At 62.9% G+C, this 21,029-nt stretch carries 15 protein-coding genes and 1 tRNA gene; 11 read left to right on the top strand and 5 right to left on the bottom strand.

Going from position 1 to position 21,029, the window contains the following annotated elements:
• The first annotated feature begins 193 nt into the window (after positions 1–193).
• Complete coding sequence (locus DZK26_RS09855) at positions 194–838, top strand: sterol desaturase family protein (RefSeq protein ID WP_116897527.1); 645 nt, start codon at positions 194–196, stop codon at positions 836–838.
• A 98-nt stretch (positions 839–936) separates the two neighbouring features.
• Here DZK26_RS09855 and DZK26_RS09860 read toward each other — a convergent pair whose 3' ends face one another.
• The 3 genes from DZK26_RS09860 to DZK26_RS09870 form a co-directional block, all read right to left on the bottom strand.
• Positions 937–1,617, bottom strand: coding sequence for a DUF2959 domain-containing protein (locus DZK26_RS09860; RefSeq protein ID WP_258918358.1), 681 nt, complete (start codon positions 1,615–1,617; stop codon positions 937–939).
• Between the two features lie 244 nt (positions 1,618–1,861).
• Positions 1,862–5,023 carry an efflux RND transporter permease subunit gene (locus tag DZK26_RS09865; RefSeq protein WP_116897525.1) on the bottom strand — a complete coding sequence of 1,054 codons (3,162 nt, stop codon included), beginning with the start codon at positions 5,021–5,023 and terminating at the stop codon, positions 1,862–1,864.
• Positions 5,020–6,258 (bottom strand): efflux RND transporter periplasmic adaptor subunit, encoded by a 1,239-nt coding sequence (locus DZK26_RS09870; RefSeq protein ID WP_116897524.1) that lies wholly within the window; start codon positions 6,256–6,258, stop codon positions 5,020–5,022. The genes DZK26_RS09865 and DZK26_RS09870 overlap by 4 nt, the downstream gene beginning before the upstream one ends.
• 191 nt (positions 6,259–6,449) lie before the next feature.
• Between DZK26_RS09870 and map the strand changes: the two genes are divergently transcribed.
• From map to dapD, 3 genes are all read left to right on the top strand, one after another.
• Positions 6,450–7,223: a type I methionyl aminopeptidase gene (gene map / locus DZK26_RS09875; protein ID WP_116897523.1), complete on the top strand. Its 774-nt coding sequence runs from the start codon at positions 6,450–6,452 to the stop codon at positions 7,221–7,223.
• Between the two features lie 8 nt (positions 7,224–7,231).
• Positions 7,232–9,868, top strand: coding sequence for a [protein-PII] uridylyltransferase (glnD, locus tag DZK26_RS09880; protein WP_181918299.1), 2,637 nt, complete (start codon positions 7,232–7,234; stop codon positions 9,866–9,868).
• A gap of 172 nt (positions 9,869–10,040) precedes the next feature.
• The gene (gene dapD / locus DZK26_RS09885) at positions 10,041–10,877 is read left to right on the top strand and encodes a 2,3,4,5-tetrahydropyridine-2,6-dicarboxylate N-succinyltransferase (protein ID WP_116897521.1); all 837 of its coding nucleotides are present in this window, start codon (positions 10,041–10,043) and stop codon (positions 10,875–10,877) included.
• A gap of 65 nt (positions 10,878–10,942) precedes the next feature.
• On the opposite strand, the gene DZK26_RS09890 is transcribed toward dapD, so the two are convergent.
• Together DZK26_RS09890 and DZK26_RS09895 are read right to left on the bottom strand one after the other, a co-directional pair.
• On the bottom strand, positions 10,943–14,167 hold the full coding sequence (locus tag DZK26_RS09890) for an efflux RND transporter permease subunit (RefSeq protein ID WP_116897520.1): 3,225 nt from the start codon (positions 14,165–14,167) through the stop codon (positions 10,943–10,945).
• A complete protein-coding gene (locus DZK26_RS09895) occupies positions 14,164–15,186 on the bottom strand; it encodes an efflux RND transporter periplasmic adaptor subunit (protein WP_116897519.1) in 1,023 nt (340 codons plus the stop codon). Before DZK26_RS09895 ends, DZK26_RS09890 begins: the two co-directional genes overlap by 4 nt.
• Positions 15,187–15,338: 152 nt before the next feature.
• On the opposite strand from DZK26_RS09895, the gene DZK26_RS09900 reads away from it, so the two are divergent.
• From DZK26_RS09900 to DZK26_RS14445, 7 genes are all read left to right on the top strand, one after another.
• Positions 15,339–15,680 (top strand): Spx/MgsR family RNA polymerase-binding regulatory protein, encoded by a 342-nt coding sequence (locus DZK26_RS09900; RefSeq protein ID WP_116897518.1) that lies wholly within the window; start codon positions 15,339–15,341, stop codon positions 15,678–15,680.
• 10 nt (positions 15,681–15,690) lie between these two features.
• Positions 15,691–16,713 (top strand): HD domain-containing protein, encoded by a 1,023-nt coding sequence (locus DZK26_RS09905; protein ID WP_116897517.1) that lies wholly within the window; start codon positions 15,691–15,693, stop codon positions 16,711–16,713.
• A 5-nt stretch (positions 16,714–16,718) separates the two neighbouring features.
• The gene (locus DZK26_RS09910) at positions 16,719–17,258 is read left to right on the top strand and encodes a gamma-glutamylcyclotransferase family protein (protein ID WP_116897516.1); all 540 of its coding nucleotides are present in this window, start codon (positions 16,719–16,721) and stop codon (positions 17,256–17,258) included.
• Between the two features lie 220 nt (positions 17,259–17,478).
• Positions 17,479–18,867, top strand: a complete 1,389-nt coding sequence (locus DZK26_RS09915; protein ID WP_147306612.1) for a carbohydrate porin — start codon at positions 17,479–17,481, stop codon at positions 18,865–18,867.
• Between the two features lie 102 nt (positions 18,868–18,969).
• The gene (locus DZK26_RS09920) at positions 18,970–20,580 is read left to right on the top strand and encodes a BCCT family transporter (RefSeq protein WP_116897514.1); all 1,611 of its coding nucleotides are present in this window, start codon (positions 18,970–18,972) and stop codon (positions 20,578–20,580) included.
• Between the two features lie 130 nt (positions 20,581–20,710).
• Positions 20,711–20,785: transfer RNA gene (locus DZK26_RS09925), tRNA-Gly, on the top strand.
• 51 nt (positions 20,786–20,836) lie between these two features.
• The coding region (locus tag DZK26_RS14445; protein ID WP_220376495.1) for a hypothetical protein at positions 20,837–21,029 on the top strand (193 nt) is incomplete at its 3' end.

Raw genomic sequence — 21,029 nt, forward strand, 5'->3', positions numbered from 1 at the left:
ACCCGGAGGGGTGGCGCGTCGCGACCAGTGACTTCGTTACGCGCCGGTGGCTCGCAGGTCATTTTGCGGCACTGATGAGAAGCACCAAATTCGAAGCACCAAATCTCAAACAAATTCGAAATTCGAATAACCCAAACACGATCTCTGCCGTCCGTGGCTTGCAGCACACCCATTGCAGTGGCAATCTGATTACATGGCCAGCAACGCCGATTACCGCGCCGTCTATCGGCAGGAAAATATCGGCCCGAGCTATTCGGGCAAGGCGCATTTCGCGTTCGTACTGGCTTTCACGCTGGGAGGCATCGCCTTCTGCGTATGGCGGCTGGAGGCGGTTTCAGCCCTGGAATGGCTGACCATTCCGCTGACCTTTCTCTATGCCAACCTGGTCGAGTATGTCGGCCATCGCTGGGTCATGCACAGATACGTGCCTGGGCTGGGATTGATCTACAAGCGTCATGCCGGGCAGCACCATCGTTTCTTCACCGATCGGCACATGGCGCTGGAAGGCTGGCAGGACTGCCGGGTGGTGCTCTTCCCGGCCGTGCTGATGGTGTTCTTCTTCGGAGCGTTTGCGCTGCCAATCGGCCTGTTGCTGGCCTGGCTGGCCACACCCAACGTGGCCTGGTTGTTCGTGGCCACCGCCCTGGGCTATTACCTCAACTACGAATTGTTGCACCTGGCCTACCATCTGCCCGAGGATTCAAGCCTGTTGCAGTTTCCCTTCCTGCGCCGCCTCCGGCGTTTGCACCATCGCCATCACGAGTCGACCCTGATGGCACACAAGAACTTCAATATTACCTATCCGATTGGCGACTGGCTGTTTCGTACGCGGGTCTGAATGCCCCTGTCGTCCCGGCCCTTGAGCCGGGATCTCGCACATTCTGATCCGGCACGGCCCGACTGAGTGCCGCCTGAAGATGTGCGACAGGGTGGATGTCATTCTAGCGTCTGTATGAACGCGTCGGCCTCGGCGATGGCTTCGTTCATGGCGGCGACCAGCGCTTCGGTGTCCGACTCGATGCTGTCGAGTTCGTCTCCGAGGGCAGAGATGGCGCGGGCGTTGAGGTTGTGCTTGAGAAACAGCACCTGATCCTGAAAGGCCTGAAGCACGGGGTCCATCGTGGCTTCGGCACGTTCCATGGCCGCGATCATGCGCTCGTAGCGGTTTTGTGTTTCCTGCATGAGTTCGCGTGATCGCCGGCGCAGGTCCGCACTCTCGTAGTCGTCGAGTTCGTTCGCCCATTCGTCGAACAGGTCTTCGGCCACGTTGCGGACTTTGTCGATGCGCTGGCGCACCCGATCGGCATCCTTGACGCTGCGCTCGTAAGAGCGGTTCAGATTGTCGTAGAGATCTTCCAGTTCGCCGCCGTCGAAAGCCACCGTGGCCCGGAACTGCTCGAGCGCGGAGGAAAATTGCTCCTTGGCGTCGTCCTGGGCGTCGCGCGCAGACTCGACGTTGTCCGACAGGATGTCGCGTTTTTCCACGCCGAAGGCCTCCAGCGTGCGGTACTTGACCGTCTGGCAGCCGGCCAGGGCGGCTAGCGCAACAAGCAGCGCCAGGGCGATTTGTGTCTGGATACGGGTTGCCGGGCGCATGGCGTGCTCCGATGGATTCATTGCTCGCATTCTAACCGGCGTTTTCAGGATGTCGTCCCGGCCTTAGAGCCGGGACGCCGCGCATTCCCTTTTTGAACGGACCCAGCTCATTGCCCGCCGAGATGTGCGAGGCCCCGGATAGGCGCTTCGCACCTTCCGGGGCGACAGCTACTGGGGTCGTCCCGGCCTTGAGCCGGGACCCCGCACGTTTCCTTTCTGCACGACCTCGTTCACTGCCGGCCGGGATGTCCGGGTCGACAAAGGGTCAAGCTTCCTGTGAGGCCACCATGCCGGTGCGTTCGCGTCCCAGGATGCGCTGCAGGAGATGGACGAAGTCGTCGCCGATCAGGTAGAGGATCGGAATCAGGCCCAGTGTGATGACGGTGGCGAAGACGATGCCGAAGGCCAGCGAGGTCGCCATCGGGATGACGATCTGCGCCTGCAGGCTGGTCTCGAAGAACACGATCGGCGCCAGCCCCAGGAACGTCGTTGCCGAAGTCAGGATGATGGGCCGAAAGCGCGAGCGGGCGGCCTTGACGGCCGCGTCGATGCGCGACTCGCCGGCCCGGCGATGCCGGTTGACGAAGTCGACGAGGATCAGGCTGTCGTTGACCACCACACCGGCGAGCGCGATGATGCCGAAGAAACTGAGCATGCTGATGGGGATTCCCAGCAGCCAATGGCCGGCCACGGCGCCCACCATGCCGAAGGGAATGACCGACATGATCAGCAAGGGCTGCAGGTAGGAGCGCAACGGCACGGCGATCAACGCGTAGATCAGGAAAAGGGCAAATGCCGTGCCGATCAACAGATCGCGCGCGACTTCCTGCTGGCTGCGCGTCGCGCCGGACACCCGGTAGCTGACGCTGGGATAGCCGGCCAGGATTTCCGGCAGGTGTGTCTGGCGCAATTCTTCGGTGATGCGGCCCGGTTCGGCAATCTCCTTGTCGACGCGCGCGGTGACGCTGATCGAGCGCTGGCGGTCGAAGCGGCGGATCACCGAGGGGCTGTTGCCGACCTTCACGTCGGCGACCGAACCGAAAGGCACTTCCGAGCCGTCGGGCGTGCGAATCCGCATGGCCTCCAGGTATCCCTCCGAGGTGCGCTGCTCGCGCGGGTAGCGCACCATCACGCGTACGTCGTCCTGGCCGCGCTGGATGCGCTGGACTTCCTCGCCGAAGAAAGCCTGACGGACCTGCCGGGCCAGGTTCTGCTGGCTCAGGCCCAGCACTTCGGCCTCGGGCTTGATTTCAAGCTGCAGCTCCTTCAGGCCGCCTTCAAAGGAATTGCGCACATCATAGGTGCCCTCGTAACCGTTGACGCGGCTCTCGAGGTCGGCCGCGGCTGACTCGAGCTGGTCGAGATCGTTGCCCACGAGCTGGAAGGAGATATCCGGCCCGCCGCCGCCCGGTCCGCCGCCGGCGTTGCCGATACGAAGGCCGCGCGCGCCGGGAATCTGACCGACGGCCTCGCGCCATGCGCGCTCCAGTTCGGTGATGGTGACGGGGCTGTCCTCGTTGCGCGCGAGCTCCACCAGCATGCCCCCGGAAGTATCCGAACCCGACCAGGCGAAGACCGTACGCACGATATCGTCCTCCAGGCCGTGTTTCTCCTGGAGTTTTTCGTCGGCCGCTTCGAGCTTCCTGGCCAGCCGGTCCATGTTGGCGTGCGTGACGTAGGCCGGCGTGCCCTCGTTCATTTCAAGTTCGGCCTGCATGAAGTCGCCGGTAAAGTCGGGGAAAAACACCCTGGGGACTATGCCGCCGAAGACCAGCCCGAGCGAGAGAATGAGGATCGAAATAAAGGCCGCCAGCGATAGATAGCGGTTGCGCATGAGGACGCCCAGCGACGGCAGGTAGAAGCGATCCACGAACCGGAACATGCCGTCGGAAAAGCTGCGCTGGAAACGAATGAAGCGGTTGGTCGTATCCGGATCGTGCTTCTTGATGCGCATGTGCGCCAGGTGGGCGGGCAGGATCAGCTTGGACTCCACCAGGGACATGAACAGGCACAGCACGACCACCCAGCCGATCGCTGCGAAGAACTGCCCCGAAATACCGGAGATCATCAGGATCGGCAGGAATGCGGCGATCGTCGTGAGAACGCCGAAGGTGGCGGGAATGGCAACCTTGTAGACGCCGTTGACCACGTTGTCGACCGAGTGCCCCTTCTCGCGGATCTCGGTATAGGCGGACTCGCCCATGACAATGGCGTCGTCGACCACGATGCCGAGCACCACCAGGAAGCCGAACAGGCTGATCAGGTTGATGGTTACACCAACCGCCGGCAGCATCCACAGCGCGCCGAGGAAGGCGATCAGCAGGCCAACCATCACCCAGAAGGCCAGCTTCAGGCGCAGGAACAGCGCGAGGATGAGGAAGACCAGGACGGCGCCGGCGATCAGGTTCTTGCCCATCATCTCCATGCGGCCCTTGAGGTAGTAGGAGATATCGGCCCACCAGTCGACGCTGAGGCCGTCGGGCAGTTCTTCCTGTTTTTCGGCGATGTAGTCGCGTACCGCCTCGGAAACGGCCAGGGCGTTCTGCTCGCCCACGCTGAGGATGCGGATGGCGGTGGCCGGCTGGCCGTTGTGACGAGCATAGCGCTCGCGCTCGACGAAGCCGTCGCGAATGGTGGCGATATCGCGCACCAGTACGCGAGAGCCGTCCGGGTTGGAGCGAACCACGATGTCTTCGAAATCGCGGCCGACGTATGCCTGGCCGATGGTGCGCACCAGCACGTCGCCGCCGGCGGTTTCGATGCGTCCGCCCGGCAGGTCCAGCGAGGATTCGCGGATCGCCTGGGCTACTTCACCCAGCGTCAGGTCGTAGGAGCGAAGCGTTTCCTCGCGCACTTCGATGCCGATCTCGTAGGCACGGGTGCCGACCAATTCGGCGCGGGTGACGTCGGGCAGGGCGATGATCTCGTCCCGGATGTCGCGGGCGGCTTCCTTGAGTGTGCGTTCGCCGACATCGCCGAAAACCGATACCCAGATGACCTCCTGGGTCCAGGTGTTGCGTTGATAGACCGGTCGTTCGGTCTCCGCCGGGAAGGTCGAGATGGAGTCCACGCGCGTCTTGATCTCGTCGAGCACCTCGAGTACGTCATAGTCCTGATTGACCTCGACCTGAACGCTGCCGGAGCCCTCGCGCCCGGTGGCGACCATTTCCTTGATGCCCTCGATGTCCTGGATGGTTTCCTCGATCTTGATCAGCACACCCTGCTCGACGTCGCGCGGTGTGCCGCCGCGGTAGGGCACCGTCACCGTGACGTAGTTGGTCTCGATCCTCGGCTGGATTTCCTTGGTGATGGTGAATGCCGTGACCAGGCCGCCGAACAGCAGGCACAGCATCAGAAGGTTGGCCGCCACGGAGTTGTTGGCGAACCAGGCAATGATGTTGCCGTACCAGTTGCGTTCGGGATTCATTGTGCGTCCTCCGATTGCGCAGCCACTTCCTGCTCCTCTTCGGCGGGCAGGATGCGCAGTTCAGGTTCGCTCGATTGACTCTCCCGCACGTTGAGTCGGGTGCCTGAAATCGGGGCGGCGATGGCCGTGGTGATCACGCGTTCACCGGGCTCGATCGAGTCGGCCAGGTAGACGCGCTGGGCGGTGGAGCGAACGACGTCGACATTGCGGATTTCCAGGCGATCGTCCTCGTCGGCAATGAAAAGCCGGTCGCCTTCGCGCAGGGTCTCGCGCGGCAACTCGATCAGGCCGGACGCCGAACGGCCCTGGATTTCGGCCTGCACATAAGTGCCCATGGGCAGCGGCACCGGTCGCTCTTCGCCCAGCAGGCCGTAGGGATCCTGTATCCGGGCCACGGCATGGGTCAGGCGTGTCGTCTCTTCGATCACGCCCTCGGTACGCACGATTTCGCCGGTCCAGCTGCCACGCTGGCCGCTGACGTCGCCGAAGAATCGCACCCTTGGGCGCGGACCTTGCTTGCGGCCGGGTTGCGGCAGGTTGATGAATGCCAGGTCCCGGTCGGGCAGGGACAGGCGAACCTCGGCGGTGTCCGCGGCGAAGGCGACGCCCAGGGTGGTGCCCACGCCGACGTACTGGCCGATATCGACCGAGCGCGAGCGCACCATGCCGTCGTAGGGCAGCGAGATGCGGGTACGCTCGAGATTGCGACGGGCCTGGGCCAGCGCCGCTTCGGCCGCCTGCACGGAGGCTTTTGCCTGCTCGAGCTGCGGAATGCGCAGCACCAGTGGCGAGGGCTCGCCCTCATTGCCGTGCAGCTTGCGCCAGTCGCGCCGGGCCTGGTCGGACCGTGCCTGCTCGTCAGACAGGCGGGCGCGTGCGGCGGCCAGGTCGGCCTCGGCCTGTTTGACCGCGGTTTGGTAGTCGCTCGGGTCGATTTCGACGAGGACCTCACCGGCGCGAAAGAAGCCGCCGGCCACGAATTCCTCGGAGATGTGCGTCACCTTGCCGCTGACTTCGGGCACCAGGGTGGTCTGGGTACGCGGCTGAACCGTGCCCTGGGCTTCGACGATGAAACGATCGCCTGCCAGCTCGGCGGCAATGGTGTCGACGAGCATGGCCGTCTCGACCGGCTCGCGTTCGGGCGGCTCCGGACGGTTGCTGGCCAGGATGAGTACGACGATGATCGAGGCGACGATCAGCGCCGGCGGCAGTGTGTATCGTAGAATCTTTTTCATGAGGTTCGCGTGTCCCGGATCGCGGTTGTCGAACGTGACTCTCCAGTGAGCGCCATCCTGCCATTTACCCGCTCTCGGACACACGTGCCAAAAGGCATGGGTCGATGGTCATGCCAACGGAATAACCCCGCTGCCGACGCTATCCAGTGCCCTATCGGGTAGACTGTTGCACTTTCAAAATAGTTTCATTGATGAATCATCAAGTTCATATCAAAAAGCCCGAGGAAATCGAGACGATGCGCGTGGCAGGCCAGCAGGCTGCCAGTGTTCTGGCGCTGCTTCGTGAGCACGTCAAGCCGGGCGTGACCACCGGCGAGCTTGACCGCATAGCGCATGAGTACATCGTCGACGAACTCGGCGCCGTACCCGCGCCGCTCGACTACAAGGGTTTTCCAAAGTCGATCTGTACTTCTGTAAATCATGTGGTCTGCCACGGCATTCCCGGCGACAAGAAACTCAAGGACGGCGACATCCTCAACATCGATGTCACCGTCATCAAGGACGGCTGGCACGGTGATACATCCAAGATGTTTTACGCCGGTGAACCGTCGGTGAAGGCGCGTCGTATCTGTGACGTGGCGCACGAGGCGCTGGTGCGCGGTATCGAGACGGTCAGGCCCGGCGCGACGCTGGGCGATATCGGCCACGCCATCCAGGAATATGCCGAGGGCGAGCGTTGCTCGGTGGTGCGCGAATATTGCGGCCACGGCATCGGTCGGGGTTTCCACGAAGCACCGCAGGTGCTGCATTACGGCCGGCCCGGCCAGGGCATGGTGCTCGAGCGCGGAATGACGTTCACCATCGAACCGATGATCAACCTGGGCAAGCGCCATACCAAGCTGCTGCCCGATGGCTGGACGGTGATTACCCGGGACCGCAGCCTGACCGCCCAGTGGGAACACACCCTGGCGGTGACCGACGACGGTTTCGAAGTCCTGACGCAACTGCCCGACGACCCGCTGTGATCGAACGATTGAGCGCAGTTCCGGCCACCCGCGACTGCCTCGATCTCGCGGCACTGGCTGAACTCGATGCCCGACCCGAGTTGCTCAGCCATGCGCTGGGCGAGGCGCGTGAAGCGGCCGACGCCGAGCTGCAGCGGCAATTCCTCGCGAACACCGATATACGCGATCTCGTCCAGGCCCGGGCCTGGGTGGTCGAGCAGCTCGTGCTGACGGCCTGGGACCGTCTGGCGCCGAGTGATGCCGGACTGGAACTCTGCGCGGTCGGCGGTTTCGGCCGCGGCGAATTGCACCCGCATTCCGACGTCGACCTTTTGATCCTGCTGCCCGACGACCAGGACGTCGATGCGGCATCACTCGAGCAGTTCGTCCAGGTGCTCTGGGATGCCGATCTGCATCCCGGCCAGAGCGCTCGCAGCGTCGAGGAATGCGTCGAGGAGGCGCGTGAGGATGTCGGCGTTGCCACCAATCTGATGGAGTCGCGCCTGATGGCCGGGCAGGGTGGGCTCTATCACGCCATGCGGGAACGAACCGATCCCCCGGCACTGTGGCCGGCCGACGAGTTCTTCTCGGCCAAGGTCGAGGAGCAGGACCAGCGCCACGAACATTTCGAGGATACCGTCTACAACCTCGAGCCGAACCTCAAGGAGGGGCCGGGTGGACTGCGCGACATGCAGATGATCGCCTGGGTCACCCGCCGGCATTTCGGCACCTCCACCCTGCACGGCCTGGTCGAGCATGGGTTTCTGAGCGAGCGCGAGCACGAAGACCTGGTGGCCGCGCGCGAGCATCTCTGGCGCCTGCGCTGGGCCCTGCACCAGACGGCCGGTCGCGCCGAGGAACGCCTGCTGTTCGAATATCAGCGCCGGTTGGCCGAACAGTTCGGCTATGGCGAGTGCAAGGAGAGCAACGAACCGGTCGAGCGGTTCATGCAGGCCTATTACCGCAATGTCATGCAGCTCGAGCGGCTCAATGAACGGCTGTTGCAGAGCTTCGACGAGGAATTGCTGGCCGGCCGCCGCCACCTGCCATCGGCCGATATCGACGCGCATTTCCGCATTCATCACGGTTACCTGGAGCTCAAGGATCCGCACGCGCTGGTGCAGTATCCGTCGCTGATCATGCGCATGTTCCTGGTACTCGCCGATCATCCCGATGTGCGCGGCGTTCGCGCTACGACCATCCGGCTGGTGCGCGAGCACTTGTACCTGATCGACGACGACTACCGCCGCGACCCGGAAATTCTCGGCTACCTGCTCGCACTGCTGCGGCGCGACCGCCTGGTCTACAGCCAGTTGGCACGCATGAATCGCTACGGGGTGCTCGCCGCCCTGCTGCCGGAATTCGCCCAGATCACCGGTCGCATGCAGTTCGACCTGTTCCATGTCTATACGGTCGATCAGCACACGCTGTTCGTGATCCGCAACCTGAGGCGTTTCGCCTACGCCAAGCATCCGGACCGCTTCAATCACGCCATCGAAATCTTCAAGCGCATCGAGCGTCCGGAAGTGCTCTACCTGGCCGCGCTCTTTCACGACATCGCCAAGGGCCGCGGCGGCGACCATTCCGAGTTGGGTGCCGAGGATGCAAGGCGCTTCGTCGATCGTCTCGACATGGCGGATGCCGATCGGGACCTGGTCGTCTGGCTGGTTCGCCAGCACCTGTTAATGTCGCGCACCAGCCAGCGCGAGGACATTTCCGATCCCGAGGTGGTCAACGCGTTTGCCGAAACGGTGGGCGATCAGCGACATCTCGATCATCTGTTCGTGTTGACCGTGGCCGATATCGCCGCGACCAGCCCCAGGCTGTGGAATTCGTGGAAGGACAGCCTGCTGTGGGAGCTCTACGTGGCGACCACCGAGGCCCTGCGCCGGGGGCTCGAACACCCGGTCGATCGCCAGGCGAGCCTCGACGAGACGCGTAGTGAAGCGCTCGCCCTGCTGCAGGATCTGGACGTGGATCCCGAAACCGTCGAGCGTTGCTGGAGACCGTTGCCGGATCGGGCTTTCCTACGTTTGGACGCGGAGCAGCTGGTCTGGACGACGAGGGAGGTATTGGACGGCCCGTCATTGCCGCTGGTGGCATGCCGAAGTCTCGAAGACAAGGGCATCAGCGAGATTTTCGTGCACGCCGCTGATTTTGCCGGCCTGTTCGCGGTGGTGGCGCGCGAACTGGATCGCATGCAGCTCAACGTCATGGGGGCACGCGTGATCACGTCCGACGACGGCAAGAGCTGGGATATCTTCCAGGTCATGGACTCGCACAACCAGCCCCTGTACGAATCGGATGCCGAGCGCCTGAAGGGTTCCCTCGTCGAGCAGCTCGATGCGCGCGAAGTCCGCCCACTGCCGCCCAGACCCGTGCCGCGCCGGCTTCAGCCTTTCATGGGCCGCTCCGAAATCAAGCTGTCGGCCGGCGACGGCGTGACCGACCTGGAAATCGCCGCCACCGATCGCCCCGGCCTGCTGTCGGCCATCGCCGAGGCCCTGGTCGCCCACGGCCTGCGCCTGCACGACGCCCGCGTGGCCACCTTCGGTCAGCGCGTGGAAGACGTGTTCACCATCACCGACGCCAACGGCCGGCCGCTCGACCGGGACTCCTGCGATCGGCTCGAGGGGGAGCTTCGGAAGCGATTGGACGTTGGTTGAAAAGTGTGAAGTTTTAAGTGTTAAGTGTGAAGTGTGAAGTGTGAAGTGTTATGAGGCGGGCGTTTTGAGCGCTTCGGGTAGTTCCTGCTCGAATTGCTGGCAGCAGCCTCGTTCGATGGTGGCAGGCCCAACATTTCTTTACACTTAACACTTCACACTTAACACTGCGCTTATGAACAACGATCTCGTCAAACTCAGATCCACCATCGAATCCGCCTGGGATCGCCGCGGCGATCTTTCGCCCGAGACGGTCGATGATGAACTGCGCGGGCAGATCGAGAGCTGTCTGCGGGGGCTGGAATCGGGCGAACTGCGTGTCGCCGAGCCTGGCGACGACGGCCAGTGGCGTGTCAATGGCTGGCTCAAGCAAGCCATTCTGCTGCATTTCCGTCTTACGCCCAATCGTGTGATGGCAGGTGGCGTCAGCAACTACTTCGACAAGGTCGACCTGCGTTTTGCCGATGAGGTCGACACGCCGGATCGCTGCGGCGCGCGCGTGGTGCCGACGGCGACCGTGCGGCGCGGTGCGCATATCGGCGACGACGTCGTGCTCATGCCCAGCTACGTCAATATCGGGGCCCACGTCGGCGCCGGCAGCATGATCGATACCTGGGCGACGGTCGGCTCCTGCGCCCAGATCGGTTCGGGCGTGCATCTTTCCGGCGGTGCGGGCATCGGCGGCGTGCTCGAGCCGCTGCAGGCCAACCCGACCATCATCGAGGACGGCTGCTTCATCGGCGCGCGCTCGGAAGTGGTCGAGGGCGTGATCGTCGAGAGGGGCGCGGTGGTCGGCATGGGCGTTTTCCTGGGCCAGTCCACGCGCATCTATAACCGCGAGACCGGCGAGATCACCACCGGCCGCGTGCCGGCCGGTTCCGTGGTGGTTGCCGGAACCCTGCCGGCTGACGACGGCAGCCACAGCCTTTATGCCGCCATTATCGTCAAGCAGGTCGACGAGAAGACCCGTTCGCGCACGTCCGTTAACGAGTTACTCCGAAACGCTCAGTGACTGCCGTTAGTGGGCCACGCCGCCTCGAGCGGGCGCTGTGTGGCGCCCGCCCGGAAACCGGGGCCTCAACCGGCCTGCACTTCACTCTTGCCGATGAACACGTAGTAGAGCAGGGGAACCAGCAGCACGGTCAATAGTGTCGACACCGCCAGGCCGAAGATCAGCGAGATCGACAGGCCGTTGAAGATCGGGTCGGGCAGGATGAAGGCTGCCCCCAGCATGGCCGAGATCGCGGTGAGCGCGATCGGCTTGAGGCGCACCACGCCGGCCAGCACCACCGCGTCTTCCAGGGATTCACCCTCGTCGAGCAATTGCCGGATAAAGACCACCAGCAGGATGGAATTGCGCACGATGATGCCGGCGAGCGCGATCATGCCGATCATGCTCGTGGCGGTGAATTCCCGCCCGAGCAGGGCGTGGCCGGGCAGGATGCCGATCAGGGTCAACGGAATCGGCGCCATGACGATCAGCGGGATCAGGTAGGCGCGGAACTGCGCGACCAGCAGAAGGAAGATCACGAACACGCCCACGGCATAAGCCAGGCCCATGTCGCGGAAAGTCTCGTAGGTGATCTGCCATTCACCGTCCCACTTCAGCGCTGGCGTGCCCGGCCACTCGGGCTGGTTGATCCAGTACTGCGTCGGCGCGTTCGCCTGGTCGTAGAGTTCGGAGGCCAGCGCGAACATGCCGTAAAGCGGCGAGTCGATATCGCCGGCCATGTCCGCGGTGACGTAGGTGACCGGCAACAGATCCTTGTGGTAGATGATGCCCGGCCACTGCGATTGTTCGATGCGGGCTACGTCGGCCAGGCGAATCATCTCGCCGTCGCGGCTCATCACCGGCAGCGACATCAGGGCCGAAGGCTGTGCCTTGTCGCCTTCGGAGAGGATCACGCGAATGGGTACGGCATGTTTGGCGCCGGGGTCGCGCAGGTAGCCGACGTTGCGCTCGCCCAGGGAAACGGCCAGGGCGTCGACCACCTGGGCCTGGGAAATACCCAGGGTGGCTGCGCGGTGCCGATCGATAACCACCTGCCAGCGCTCGGTGGGCGCGGTGACGGTCGTGTCGATGTCGACCAAGCCATCAATACGCTCCATGTGCCTGGCCAGCGACTTTGCCTGCTCCGCGCGCGCTTCGGGCGTGGGGCCGTAGACTTCGGCAACCACCGGCGAGAGCACCGGCGGGCCCGGCGGGACTTCGACGATCTTCACCGCCGCCCCGTAGCGTTCGCCGATTTCGGTCATCGGGCCGCGCAGGTCGAGCGCGATCTCGTGCGATTGGCGGTCGCGGCCCTCGTCGATCAGGTTGATCTGCAGGTCGCCGTGGTAGGGCTCGCCCCTGAGGTAGTACTGGCGCACCAGGCCGTTGAAGTTGATCGGCGAGGCCGTGCCCGCGTAGGCCTGCCAGTCCGTGACCGAATCGATCCCGGAGACGTGGTCGCCCATCTCCATCAGCACCCGCATGGTTTCTTCCATCGGCGTGTTCTCGGGCATGTCGACCACCACCTGCAGTTCCGACTTGTCGTCGAACGGCAGCATCTTGAGAACCACGGCCTGAAATACGGGCAGTAGCGCCACGAGCAGGGTGAGCCCCACGACGGCGCCGGTCAGCAGCCATCGGTTCCTGTGGTTGTCGCCGAGGAAGGGGGTGAAAATCGACGAGAAGATGCCACGCAGGCGCGGGCTAATGCCTTCGATCGAGCTTTCCGATTGCTGGCTGTCTGCTTCGTCGGAACCGCGTTCGCGCCGCAGCAGGCGCACGGCCAGCCAGGGTGCGAGCACGAAGGCGACGACTTGCGAGAGCACCATGCCGGCCGAGGCGTTGATCGGGATCGGGCCCATGTAGGGGCCCATCAGGCCGGTCACGAAAGCCATGGGGATGAGCGCGGCCATGACCGTCAGTGTCGCCATGATGGTGGGCGTGCCCACTTCGTCGACCGCCGCGGGCACGATGTCGCGGATGGGTCGCTTCGAGATGCTGATACGGCGATGTACGTTCTCGACGATGACGATGGCGTCGTCGACCAGGATGCCGATGGAAAAGATCAGCGCGAACAGGGAAACGCGGTTGAGGGTAAAGCCCCAGGCCCAGGAGAACACCAGGGTCAGCAGCAGGGTGACCAGCACCGACGTGCCAACGATCATCGCCTGGCGCCAGCCCATGGTGGCCAGCACCAGCAGGATCACGGCGACGGTTGCCGAGATCAGGTCACGGATCAGCGAGCGGGCCTTGTCCGAGGCGGTTTCACCGTAGTTGCGGGTGACCAGTACCTCGGTGTTGTCGGGAATGACGCGGCCCTTCAGGATGTCCAGGCGCTCCTTGACGGCGTCGGCGATGTCGATGGCGTTCTCGCCCGGTTTCTTGGCCACCGCCAGGGTCACGGCCGGATAGACCTGTCCTTGTCCGTCTTCGCTGCCCGGGCCCAGGCCGAGCATGACGCTCTGGTCGGGCACCGTCTCCCCGCGGCGGACTTCGGCGATGTCGCCCAGGCGCACGGCCGTGTCACCGTGCAGTCCGACAACCAGGCGCCGGACCTGCTCGGCGGTCTCCAGCAGGCTGCCGGGCTGCAGGGGAATAGACACACCGTCGCGCATGATGCGTGTTTCGCCGGCGGCGCTGTTGGCCGCCCGGATGGCGTCGCGAACATCGGCCAGGGTCATGCCGTAGCCGGCCAGGCTGGCGGGGTCGAAAACCACGTCCACGCGATCGGGCACGCCGCCGACGGTGTAGACGTCGCGCGTACCGGAAACGCGCTTGAGCGCCACTTCCAGGGTATGGGCCAGGCGGGTGAGTTCCTCGCCGGTCTGGCGTCGGTCGGGATCGTAGAGCGTGAGCGTGACGATCGGGACGTCGTCGATGCCCTTGGGCTTGACCACCGGTTGCCCGGCGCCGAGATCGGCCGGGAACCAGTCGGTGTTGGAGTAGACCTTGTTGTAGAGGCGGATCAGGGCATCCTGACGTGGAATGCCGACTTCGAATTCGACGGTGATCACCGCCTGGCCCTGGCGCGAAGTCGAGTAGACGTGCTTGACGTCCGATATCTCGTCGAAGATCTGCTCACCGGGGTTGGTGATCAGGAACTCGACTTCCTCGGCGCTCGCGCCGGGGAAGGGCACGAAGACGTCGGCCATGGTGACGTCGATCTGTGGCTCTTCCTCCTTGGGCGTGATCACCACGGCCAGCAGACCGGCGATGATACCCACGGCGGCGAGCAGCGGCGTCAGGCGGGAATCCTGGAAGGCGCGCGCGATGTGTCCGGAAGGACCCATGCTCGGCTGATCCTGACTCATTGCGACCGGCTCCGGGCGAAGATGGCTTCGGGATCGAGCGCGACCTCCTCGCCTTCACTCAGGCCCGAGAGGACCTCCAGGCGATCGCCCTGGCGCGCCCCGATGCGGACCTGCCGCAGCCTGGGCTCGCCGGAATCAGCGCGCACGAAGACCGCGCGCAGCTCGCTGCGCCTGAGCAGGCTTTCGGCCGGAATCCACAGCGTCTCGCGGCGTTCGACCGGCAGCATGACGCGTACCAGCTGGCCGGGATAGATGCCGAGGTCGCCGTTGTCGACGGCGATGCGGACAGTCACGCCGTGACCCGGCGCATCAGCGAAGGGAAAGCGGGTGATCCTGCCGCTTGTGAGTTCGCGGCCGTCGTCGAGCACGACGCGCAGACCATTTTCGTCTCCGACCCGGTCGATGTAGCGCTGTGGTACGGAAGCGATCACGCGCAGCGGGTCGAGGGCGAATCCGCTCAGAAGCGGCTGGCCCGGCCGTACGGATTCGCCGAGCTCGACGTGGCGGGCCGTGATGATGCCGCCGTAGGGAGCGGTGACGCGGGTGTAATCGAACTGCTCGCGGGCCTCCTCGATGGCGCTTTTGAATTGCGTCACACGGGCCCGGGCGGCACTCAGCGCGTTTCGGGCCTGATCCAGGTCGGATTGGGAGGCGACGCCGCGCTCGGCCAGTGGTTCGACGCGTTCGTACCGCTGGCGAGCGTCTTCCAGGCTGGCCTCGGCCTCGTCGAGGTTGGCGCGGGCCTGCTCGAGTCGGGCTCGCTGCTCGGTGTCATCGAGCCGGGCGATGAGCGCACCGGCTTCGACCACATCATCGACGTCGTAGGGTAGTTCGACGATGGTGCCGGCCGTCTGGGCCGACACGGTGCTTTCCTGGACGGCCTCGATCATGCCGTCGAGCCGCACCGATTCGACCAGGCTCGCCCGTTCCACCGGCAGCCATTCGACGGCCCCAGCGGGGGTCGACACGGCCGCGGTCCAGATCATTGCGGCGACCATGACAAGTAGACGCGCTTTCATGCTGTTCCCCAAGATTCCAGTTCCCTGTATATTAGCATAATACGATATAAAGTCACCAGCACGCGGTTCGATCAGGCCGGGACGCGCGCCGGGGCCGCTGGTCAAGCACTCAGTCACTTGAGCTTCATCCGACCCGCTCCCACATCAATTCCATGATCGAAATTTACGGTATCGGAAATTGCGACAAGTGTCGCAAGACCTGCAAGTGGCTGGCGCAGTCCGGGCGAGCCTATCGCTGGCATGACCTCCGCACCGACGGCATCGACCAGGCCAGGCTTCGCAGCTGGATCGATGCAGTCGGTCTCGAAAAACTGGTCAACCGCCGTTCGACGACCTGGCGCAGCCTCGGCGAGAACGAGCGGGCGCGTGCATTGGACGTGGACGTGGCGCCCGAATTGCTGACCCGGCATCCAACGCTGATCAAGCGCCCGGTTTTACAGCTGCCTGACGCAGTATTGGTCGGCTTCGACGATTCGGTCAAGCGCGCACTGTAAACTGAACGCCATGGCCGCAACCATAGGAAGACCGTCTCTGAGTGCCGTCACCCGCGAGCAGCGCGAAGCCCGCGAGGAATGGCTCTCACCGCTCGCCACCCGCTCGGCCGGGAGCCGGGGGCGTGAGCGGGAAGAAGCGCCCGATCCCTATCGCACGGAATTCGAGCGCGATCGCGACCGGATCCTGCATTCCAAGGCGTTCCGGCGGCTCAAGCACAAGACCCAGGTCTTCATCAATCCCGAAGGCGATCATTTCGTCACCCGGATGTCCCACACCCTGCATGTGACGCAGGTGGCCCGTTCGCTGGCCACCGCCCTGGGGCTCAACGAAACCCTGACCGAAGCCATCTGCCTGGCGCATGACTGCGGCCATACGCCCTTCGGCCATACGGGCGAAGCGGCGCTGTCGGATTACATCGACGGCGGCGAGTGGCTGCATTCGGAGCAGGGGGTGCGCATTTTTCGTGTGCTCGAGCCGCGCAACCTGACCTGGGAGGTGCTCGACGGCGTTCGCGCCCATACCTGGCGGGTCAAGCCGCCGCCGCGTACGCCGGAGGGCTGGGTCTGCCGCTACGCCGACCGCATCGCCTATCTCAACCATGATTTGCAGGACGCCCTCCGTGCCGGTGTGATCGAGGCGTCCGACATCCCGTCCGACGTCATCGAGATACTGGGCCCGCTCGAGGGCCGCAGCTGGATCAACGCGATGATCGAGGCGGTCATCGACGAATCACTCGAGCGTGGCAAGGTCGTAATGCGTGCCGACGTTCTTCAGGCCATGAAGCGTTTTCGTGAGTTCATGTTCGAGCGAGTCTATCTGCGACCGGAGGCCGTGGCGCAGAATGAACGGGCTCGCCGCGTCATTCATCAACTAGTCGATCACCTGATCGCTCACCCCGAACTCATCCCAGAAAGTTACTGCATTCAGGACGCTGACCGACTCACGCAGGTGCTCGACTTCGTGGCCGGCATGACCGACCGCTACGCACTGAATTTGTACGACCGGTCATTCCGCCCACGCGGCCTCGTCTGATTTCCATGCCGTCCGTTCGGCAACGCCTGTATATCGCCTACGGATCGAACCTTCACCCACGCCGGCTCGAAGCGCGAATCGGCTCGGTGGGCCTGGTCGGAGCGGTTGAACTCCCGGGGTGGAGGCTGCGTTTCGAAAAGCGTGGCGGCGACGGCTCCTCCAAGGCCAATCTACATGCCTGTCCAGGCAGCGGTTTCGCCGCCCGGGCCGCCGTATTTGCGCTCAGTCCGGATCAAGTGAGGAAACTTGACGTGTTCGAGGGGTGCGGGCACGGTTACGAGACCGTCCCGTTCACGATCGATCTGCATGGGAAGCAGTGCCAGGCGTTCAGCTACACGGCCCCCTTGCAATGGACCACGAGGACTCTGAGGCCTTTCGACTGGTATGTCGACGTGATCGTCAGTGGTGCTTTGCACCATGGCTTTGATGAATCCTATATCCAACAAATAGCCCGGCAACCCGTGCGGGAGGACCCGGATCACGAGCGTGCTCGAAAGGAGTTGCGCGAGATGAATCTGCCGCTGCGCTCGCATTACAAAAGGTGACGCACGTCTAGGTTTTGTTTGCGTGCCCTTGCGAGCATCTGTTAAGATTAAATTAATCTCGAGCTTCTGCAGCGCGTTCGAGTCAGAACAGGGAAGGAGAATCCTTGCTCCAGCGCGCTTGTCTAGACAAGTGCGGTCAATGCAAGCTCTCCGGATCCAATCCGGGCTCGATTGTGGCTGCAGGGGAAACTCAATTTTCCAGACATTTAGGGAGAGGAACATGCGAAAGCCATCCTGGTTGAGATTGTCTGCATTCCTGATCATGGCCTGTGTGATGTCGGCCGCCTCCGCTTCGGAAGGGCAGGACGAGGCCGATATGCTCAAGGAGCAGATCGACCGCATGCAGCAGCAGCTTCTCGAAATGCAACAGCAGCTCGACGAGTTGCGCGCTGAACGTGAGGAAGAAGAAGAAAAGCGCAAAGAAGTGGAGTCACGCCTGGCCGAAGTCGAGGAAGGCGATGCAGACCAAGAGCAGGTCAAGGAAATCGCTGCCGAAACCTACGACGAAAAGAAGGCCACTGAAATCGATGTCGGCGGCGCCGTCCGGTTCCAGTACGTCCTGGAAGACTATAATGACCTGTCCAAGGACAACAACGGCACCTTCGAGATGGATACCGTCCGCCTGAACTTCGACGGTACCGTTGGCGACGTGATTCTTTCCGCCGAGTGGCGCTGGTACCAGTATATGAATGTCATTCATCATGCCTGGGCCGGCTACGATTTCAGCGATTCACTGCAGGGCCAGATCGGTGTCAACCAGGTGCCCTTCGGTGTTACGCCCTACAACTCGCACAGCTTCTTCTTCAGCTCGAACTACTACCTCGGGCTTGAGGACGACTACGACTTCGGCGCCAAGCTGATTTACGACGAAGGTCCGTTGAATGTCCAGGGCGCCTTTTACTGGAACGATGAACTCGGTAGTTCTGATAGCTACCTGGGCTTCGACGGCGGTGATTTTCCGGACTTCCTGAACGACCGCTATTCCTACGACATCGTCGGTGTGAGAGAGCCGGGTGAAGGCACGTTTGCCACCCCGTCGAATTTCGCGTTCGACAGCAATGTCGCCAACGGACGCGTCGCGTACACACTCGGTCACGGAACGGACTATTCGACTGAGCTCGGTTTTTCCGCCCAGTACGGTGACGTCAAGGGTGGCAGTGCAGACGGCATTGGTAGCCAGTCGGCCTTTGCTGCCCATCTGGTTGGTAACTACGGCCCGTGGAACCTGCAGCTACAAGCCACTGAATACGAATACGACATGGACAATGGTTCGGGCCGCATGGCGGTCGGCGCCTATGACTTCTTCGACACCATCGCGGCGGAAGCCACTTCGTACACCGGCAACGTGGCATACAGCCTCCCCGTCAACTGGGGGCCGGTTTCGAACCTGACCTTCTACAATGACTACTCGCTGGTCACTGACAAGTCAGGTGGTCTCGAAGATACCTGGATGAACGTTAGCGGCGTGGCCGTGACGTCCGGTGGCCTGTATACCTACATCGATCTGATCCTGGCAGAGAATCAGCCGTTCATCGGTGGTTCCATGGATTCGACCACCGAACCTGGCACAAACACTCGGTTCAACATCAACTTCGGATACTACTTCTAAGTCCAGTGAACCGACTCGGCCCAATGTCCGCATGCCATTGTCAACGGCGTGAGGGGCATTGGGCCGATTTTATTTAGGGTTCCATCGAAGGGAGAGAAAACCATGAGTGAGTTCGACGAACAGAACCAAAAACCAAAAGAAATACGGGAAATCGAACAAATCTACGACACCGACTATGAGGTCGGTCAGGACAACGTCGAAGCCATGGGGATGGATATTCACCATCCCGTGTTCGCGATCAGTTCGACGCTGATCGTACTTTTCGTTGTACTGTCGCTGATCTTTCCGGACACCGCCAATTCGACGCTCGATTCCATGCGCGTGTGGATTGGCGAGACATTCGACTGGCTGTTCCTGACGGCCGGCAACATCTTTGTCCTGTTCTGCCTGGCACTGATCATTCTGCCCGTCGGCAAGATTCGGCTCGGGGGACAGGATGCCAAACCCGAGTTCAGTGTTCTGTCCTGGTTCGCGATGCTATTCGCCGCCGGCATGGGCATCGGCCTGATGTTCTGGGGTGTTGCCGAGCCGGTGGGCTACTTCACCGAATGGTACGGGACCCCGCTGAACGTCGGAGGTGGCGATGCCCAGGCGTCTCTCGGTGCCACGATGTACCACTGGGGTCTTCATCCCTGGGCGATTTATGGCGTTGTTGCATGTTCCCTGGCATTCTTCTGCTACAACAAGGGCATGCCGCTGACCATTCGTTCGACCTTCTATCCCCTGCTGGGTGATCGGGTCTGGGGCTGGTTCGGCCACCTCATCGACACGCTCGCCGTTCTGGCTACGCTTTTCGGCCTGGCGACTTCTCTCGGGCTGGGTGCCCAGCAGGCAGCCGGCGGCATGGCGTTCCTGTTCGGCATCGACGGTGGCCTGATGACGCAGGTCGCAATCATCATCGGGGTGACCGCCATTGCGGTGGTTTCGGTGGTCCGCGGCATCCACGGCGGCGTTCGTCTGCTCAGTAACATCAACATGTTTGTCGCCCTGGCGCTGCTGCTGTTCACCATGGTCGCCGGTGGTCTGATCGCCTTTGCCGCCAATGCGGGCACCACCATCGTGGGTTACATCCAGTACATCCTGCCGCTTTCCAATCCGGTTGGCCGTGAGGACAGTACGTTCTATCACGCCTGGACGATCTTCTTCTGGGCCTGGTGGATTTCCTGGTCCCCGTTCGTCGGCATGTTCATCGCCCGCGTCTCGCGTGGCCGTACGGTGCGTGAATTCATGACCGCGGTACTGATTGTGCCGGTGATCGTAACCATCGTGTGGATGAGCGCCTTCGGCGGTGGCGGCATCGACCAGGTGAAGGAAGGTGTCGGCGAACTGGCCGGCGGCATTGGCGATTCCTCGCTGGCGCTGTTCCAGATGCTCGCCGAGATGCCATTCACCTCGATCACGTCCTTCCTGGCCATCGTGCTGGTGCTGGTGTTCTTCATCACCTCCTCGGACTCCGGTTCGCTCGTGATCGACAGCATCACCGCCGGCGGCAAGCTCGACGCGCCGGTGCCCCAGCGCATCTTCTGGGCCGTCACCGAGGGCGCCGTGGCCGGCGTGCTGTTGGCTGTCGGCGGGGATGCCGCGCTCAACGCGCTGCAGGCCGGGGCCGTGAGTACGGGCCTGCCGTTCACGATCGTGCTGCTGTTCATGTGCGTCAGCCTGGGCAAGGCACTCAACCACGAGTTGACGCTGATCAAGCACGGCCACGCCTGACAGGCGCTTTAACGACAACAACAAACAGAATCAATAACAACAACAAATGGCCCCGCTACCGGAAGGTGCGGGGCCTTCTTTTTTCGGGGGATTGCCAAAGGGTCAGGGCAGAGCTACGATACGGGCCGGTGCGGGCGTCGTATAATGGTGATTACCCGAGCTTCCCAAGCTCGTGATGAGGGTTCGATTCCCTTCGCCCGCTCCAACCGCATCTGCCTGGCGCCCGTCTGCTCCGCAGGCAGGTGGCCGATCCCTGATGCAGCCATGGATCGAAGCCTTGCCGCGGGATGCCGCGGTGCGGGCCTCGACAATTCAAAATCTGTTTCGCCCGGCTTGCTTCGCAAGCTCTTTCGGCGAGCTACTTTTTTCTTGCGCGAAAAAAGTAGCCAAAAGCGCGCTTAAAAGAAGGCGGCTGACCTGGCGGCCTTCTCGCCCCGGAGTGGCTTCAG

It is taken from the genome of Wenzhouxiangella sp. 15190 (genome assembly GCF_003417465.1).
In the GTDB taxonomy this organism is placed as follows: domain Bacteria; phylum Pseudomonadota; class Gammaproteobacteria; order Xanthomonadales; family Wenzhouxiangellaceae; genus Wenzhouxiangella.

Coding starts and splice junctions, on each gene's coding strand:
- DZK26_RS09915 (WP_147306612.1), top strand. CDS start 17,479: ATGCGAAAGCCATCCTGGTTGAGATTGTCTGCATTCCTGATCATGGCC.
- DZK26_RS09910 (WP_116897516.1), top strand. CDS start 16,719: ATGCCGTCCGTTCGGCAACGCCTGTATATCGCCTACGGATCGAACCTT.
- map (WP_116897523.1), top strand. CDS start 6,450: ATGAATCATCAAGTTCATATCAAAAAGCCCGAGGAAATCGAGACGATG.
- DZK26_RS09895 (WP_116897519.1), bottom strand. CDS start 15,186: ATGAAAGCGCGTCTACTTGTCATGGTCGCCGCAATGATCTGGACCGCG.
- DZK26_RS09865 (WP_116897525.1), bottom strand. CDS start 5,023: ATGAATCCCGAACGCAACTGGTACGGCAACATCATTGCCTGGTTCGCC.
- DZK26_RS09890 (WP_116897520.1), bottom strand. CDS start 14,167: ATGAGTCAGGATCAGCCGAGCATGGGTCCTTCCGGACACATCGCGCGC.
- dapD (WP_116897521.1), top strand. CDS start 10,041: ATGAACAACGATCTCGTCAAACTCAGATCCACCATCGAATCCGCCTGG.
- DZK26_RS09900 (WP_116897518.1), top strand. CDS start 15,339: ATGATCGAAATTTACGGTATCGGAAATTGCGACAAGTGTCGCAAGACC.
- DZK26_RS09870 (WP_116897524.1), bottom strand. CDS start 6,258: ATGAAAAAGATTCTACGATACACACTGCCGCCGGCGCTGATCGTCGCC.
- DZK26_RS09905 (WP_116897517.1), top strand. CDS start 15,691: ATGGCCGCAACCATAGGAAGACCGTCTCTGAGTGCCGTCACCCGCGAG.
- DZK26_RS09855 (WP_116897527.1), top strand. CDS start 194: ATGGCCAGCAACGCCGATTACCGCGCCGTCTATCGGCAGGAAAATATC.
- DZK26_RS09920 (WP_116897514.1), top strand. CDS start 18,970: ATGAGTGAGTTCGACGAACAGAACCAAAAACCAAAAGAAATACGGGAA.
- DZK26_RS09860 (WP_258918358.1), bottom strand. CDS start 1,617: ATGAATCCATCGGAGCACGCCATGCGCCCGGCAACCCGTATCCAGACA.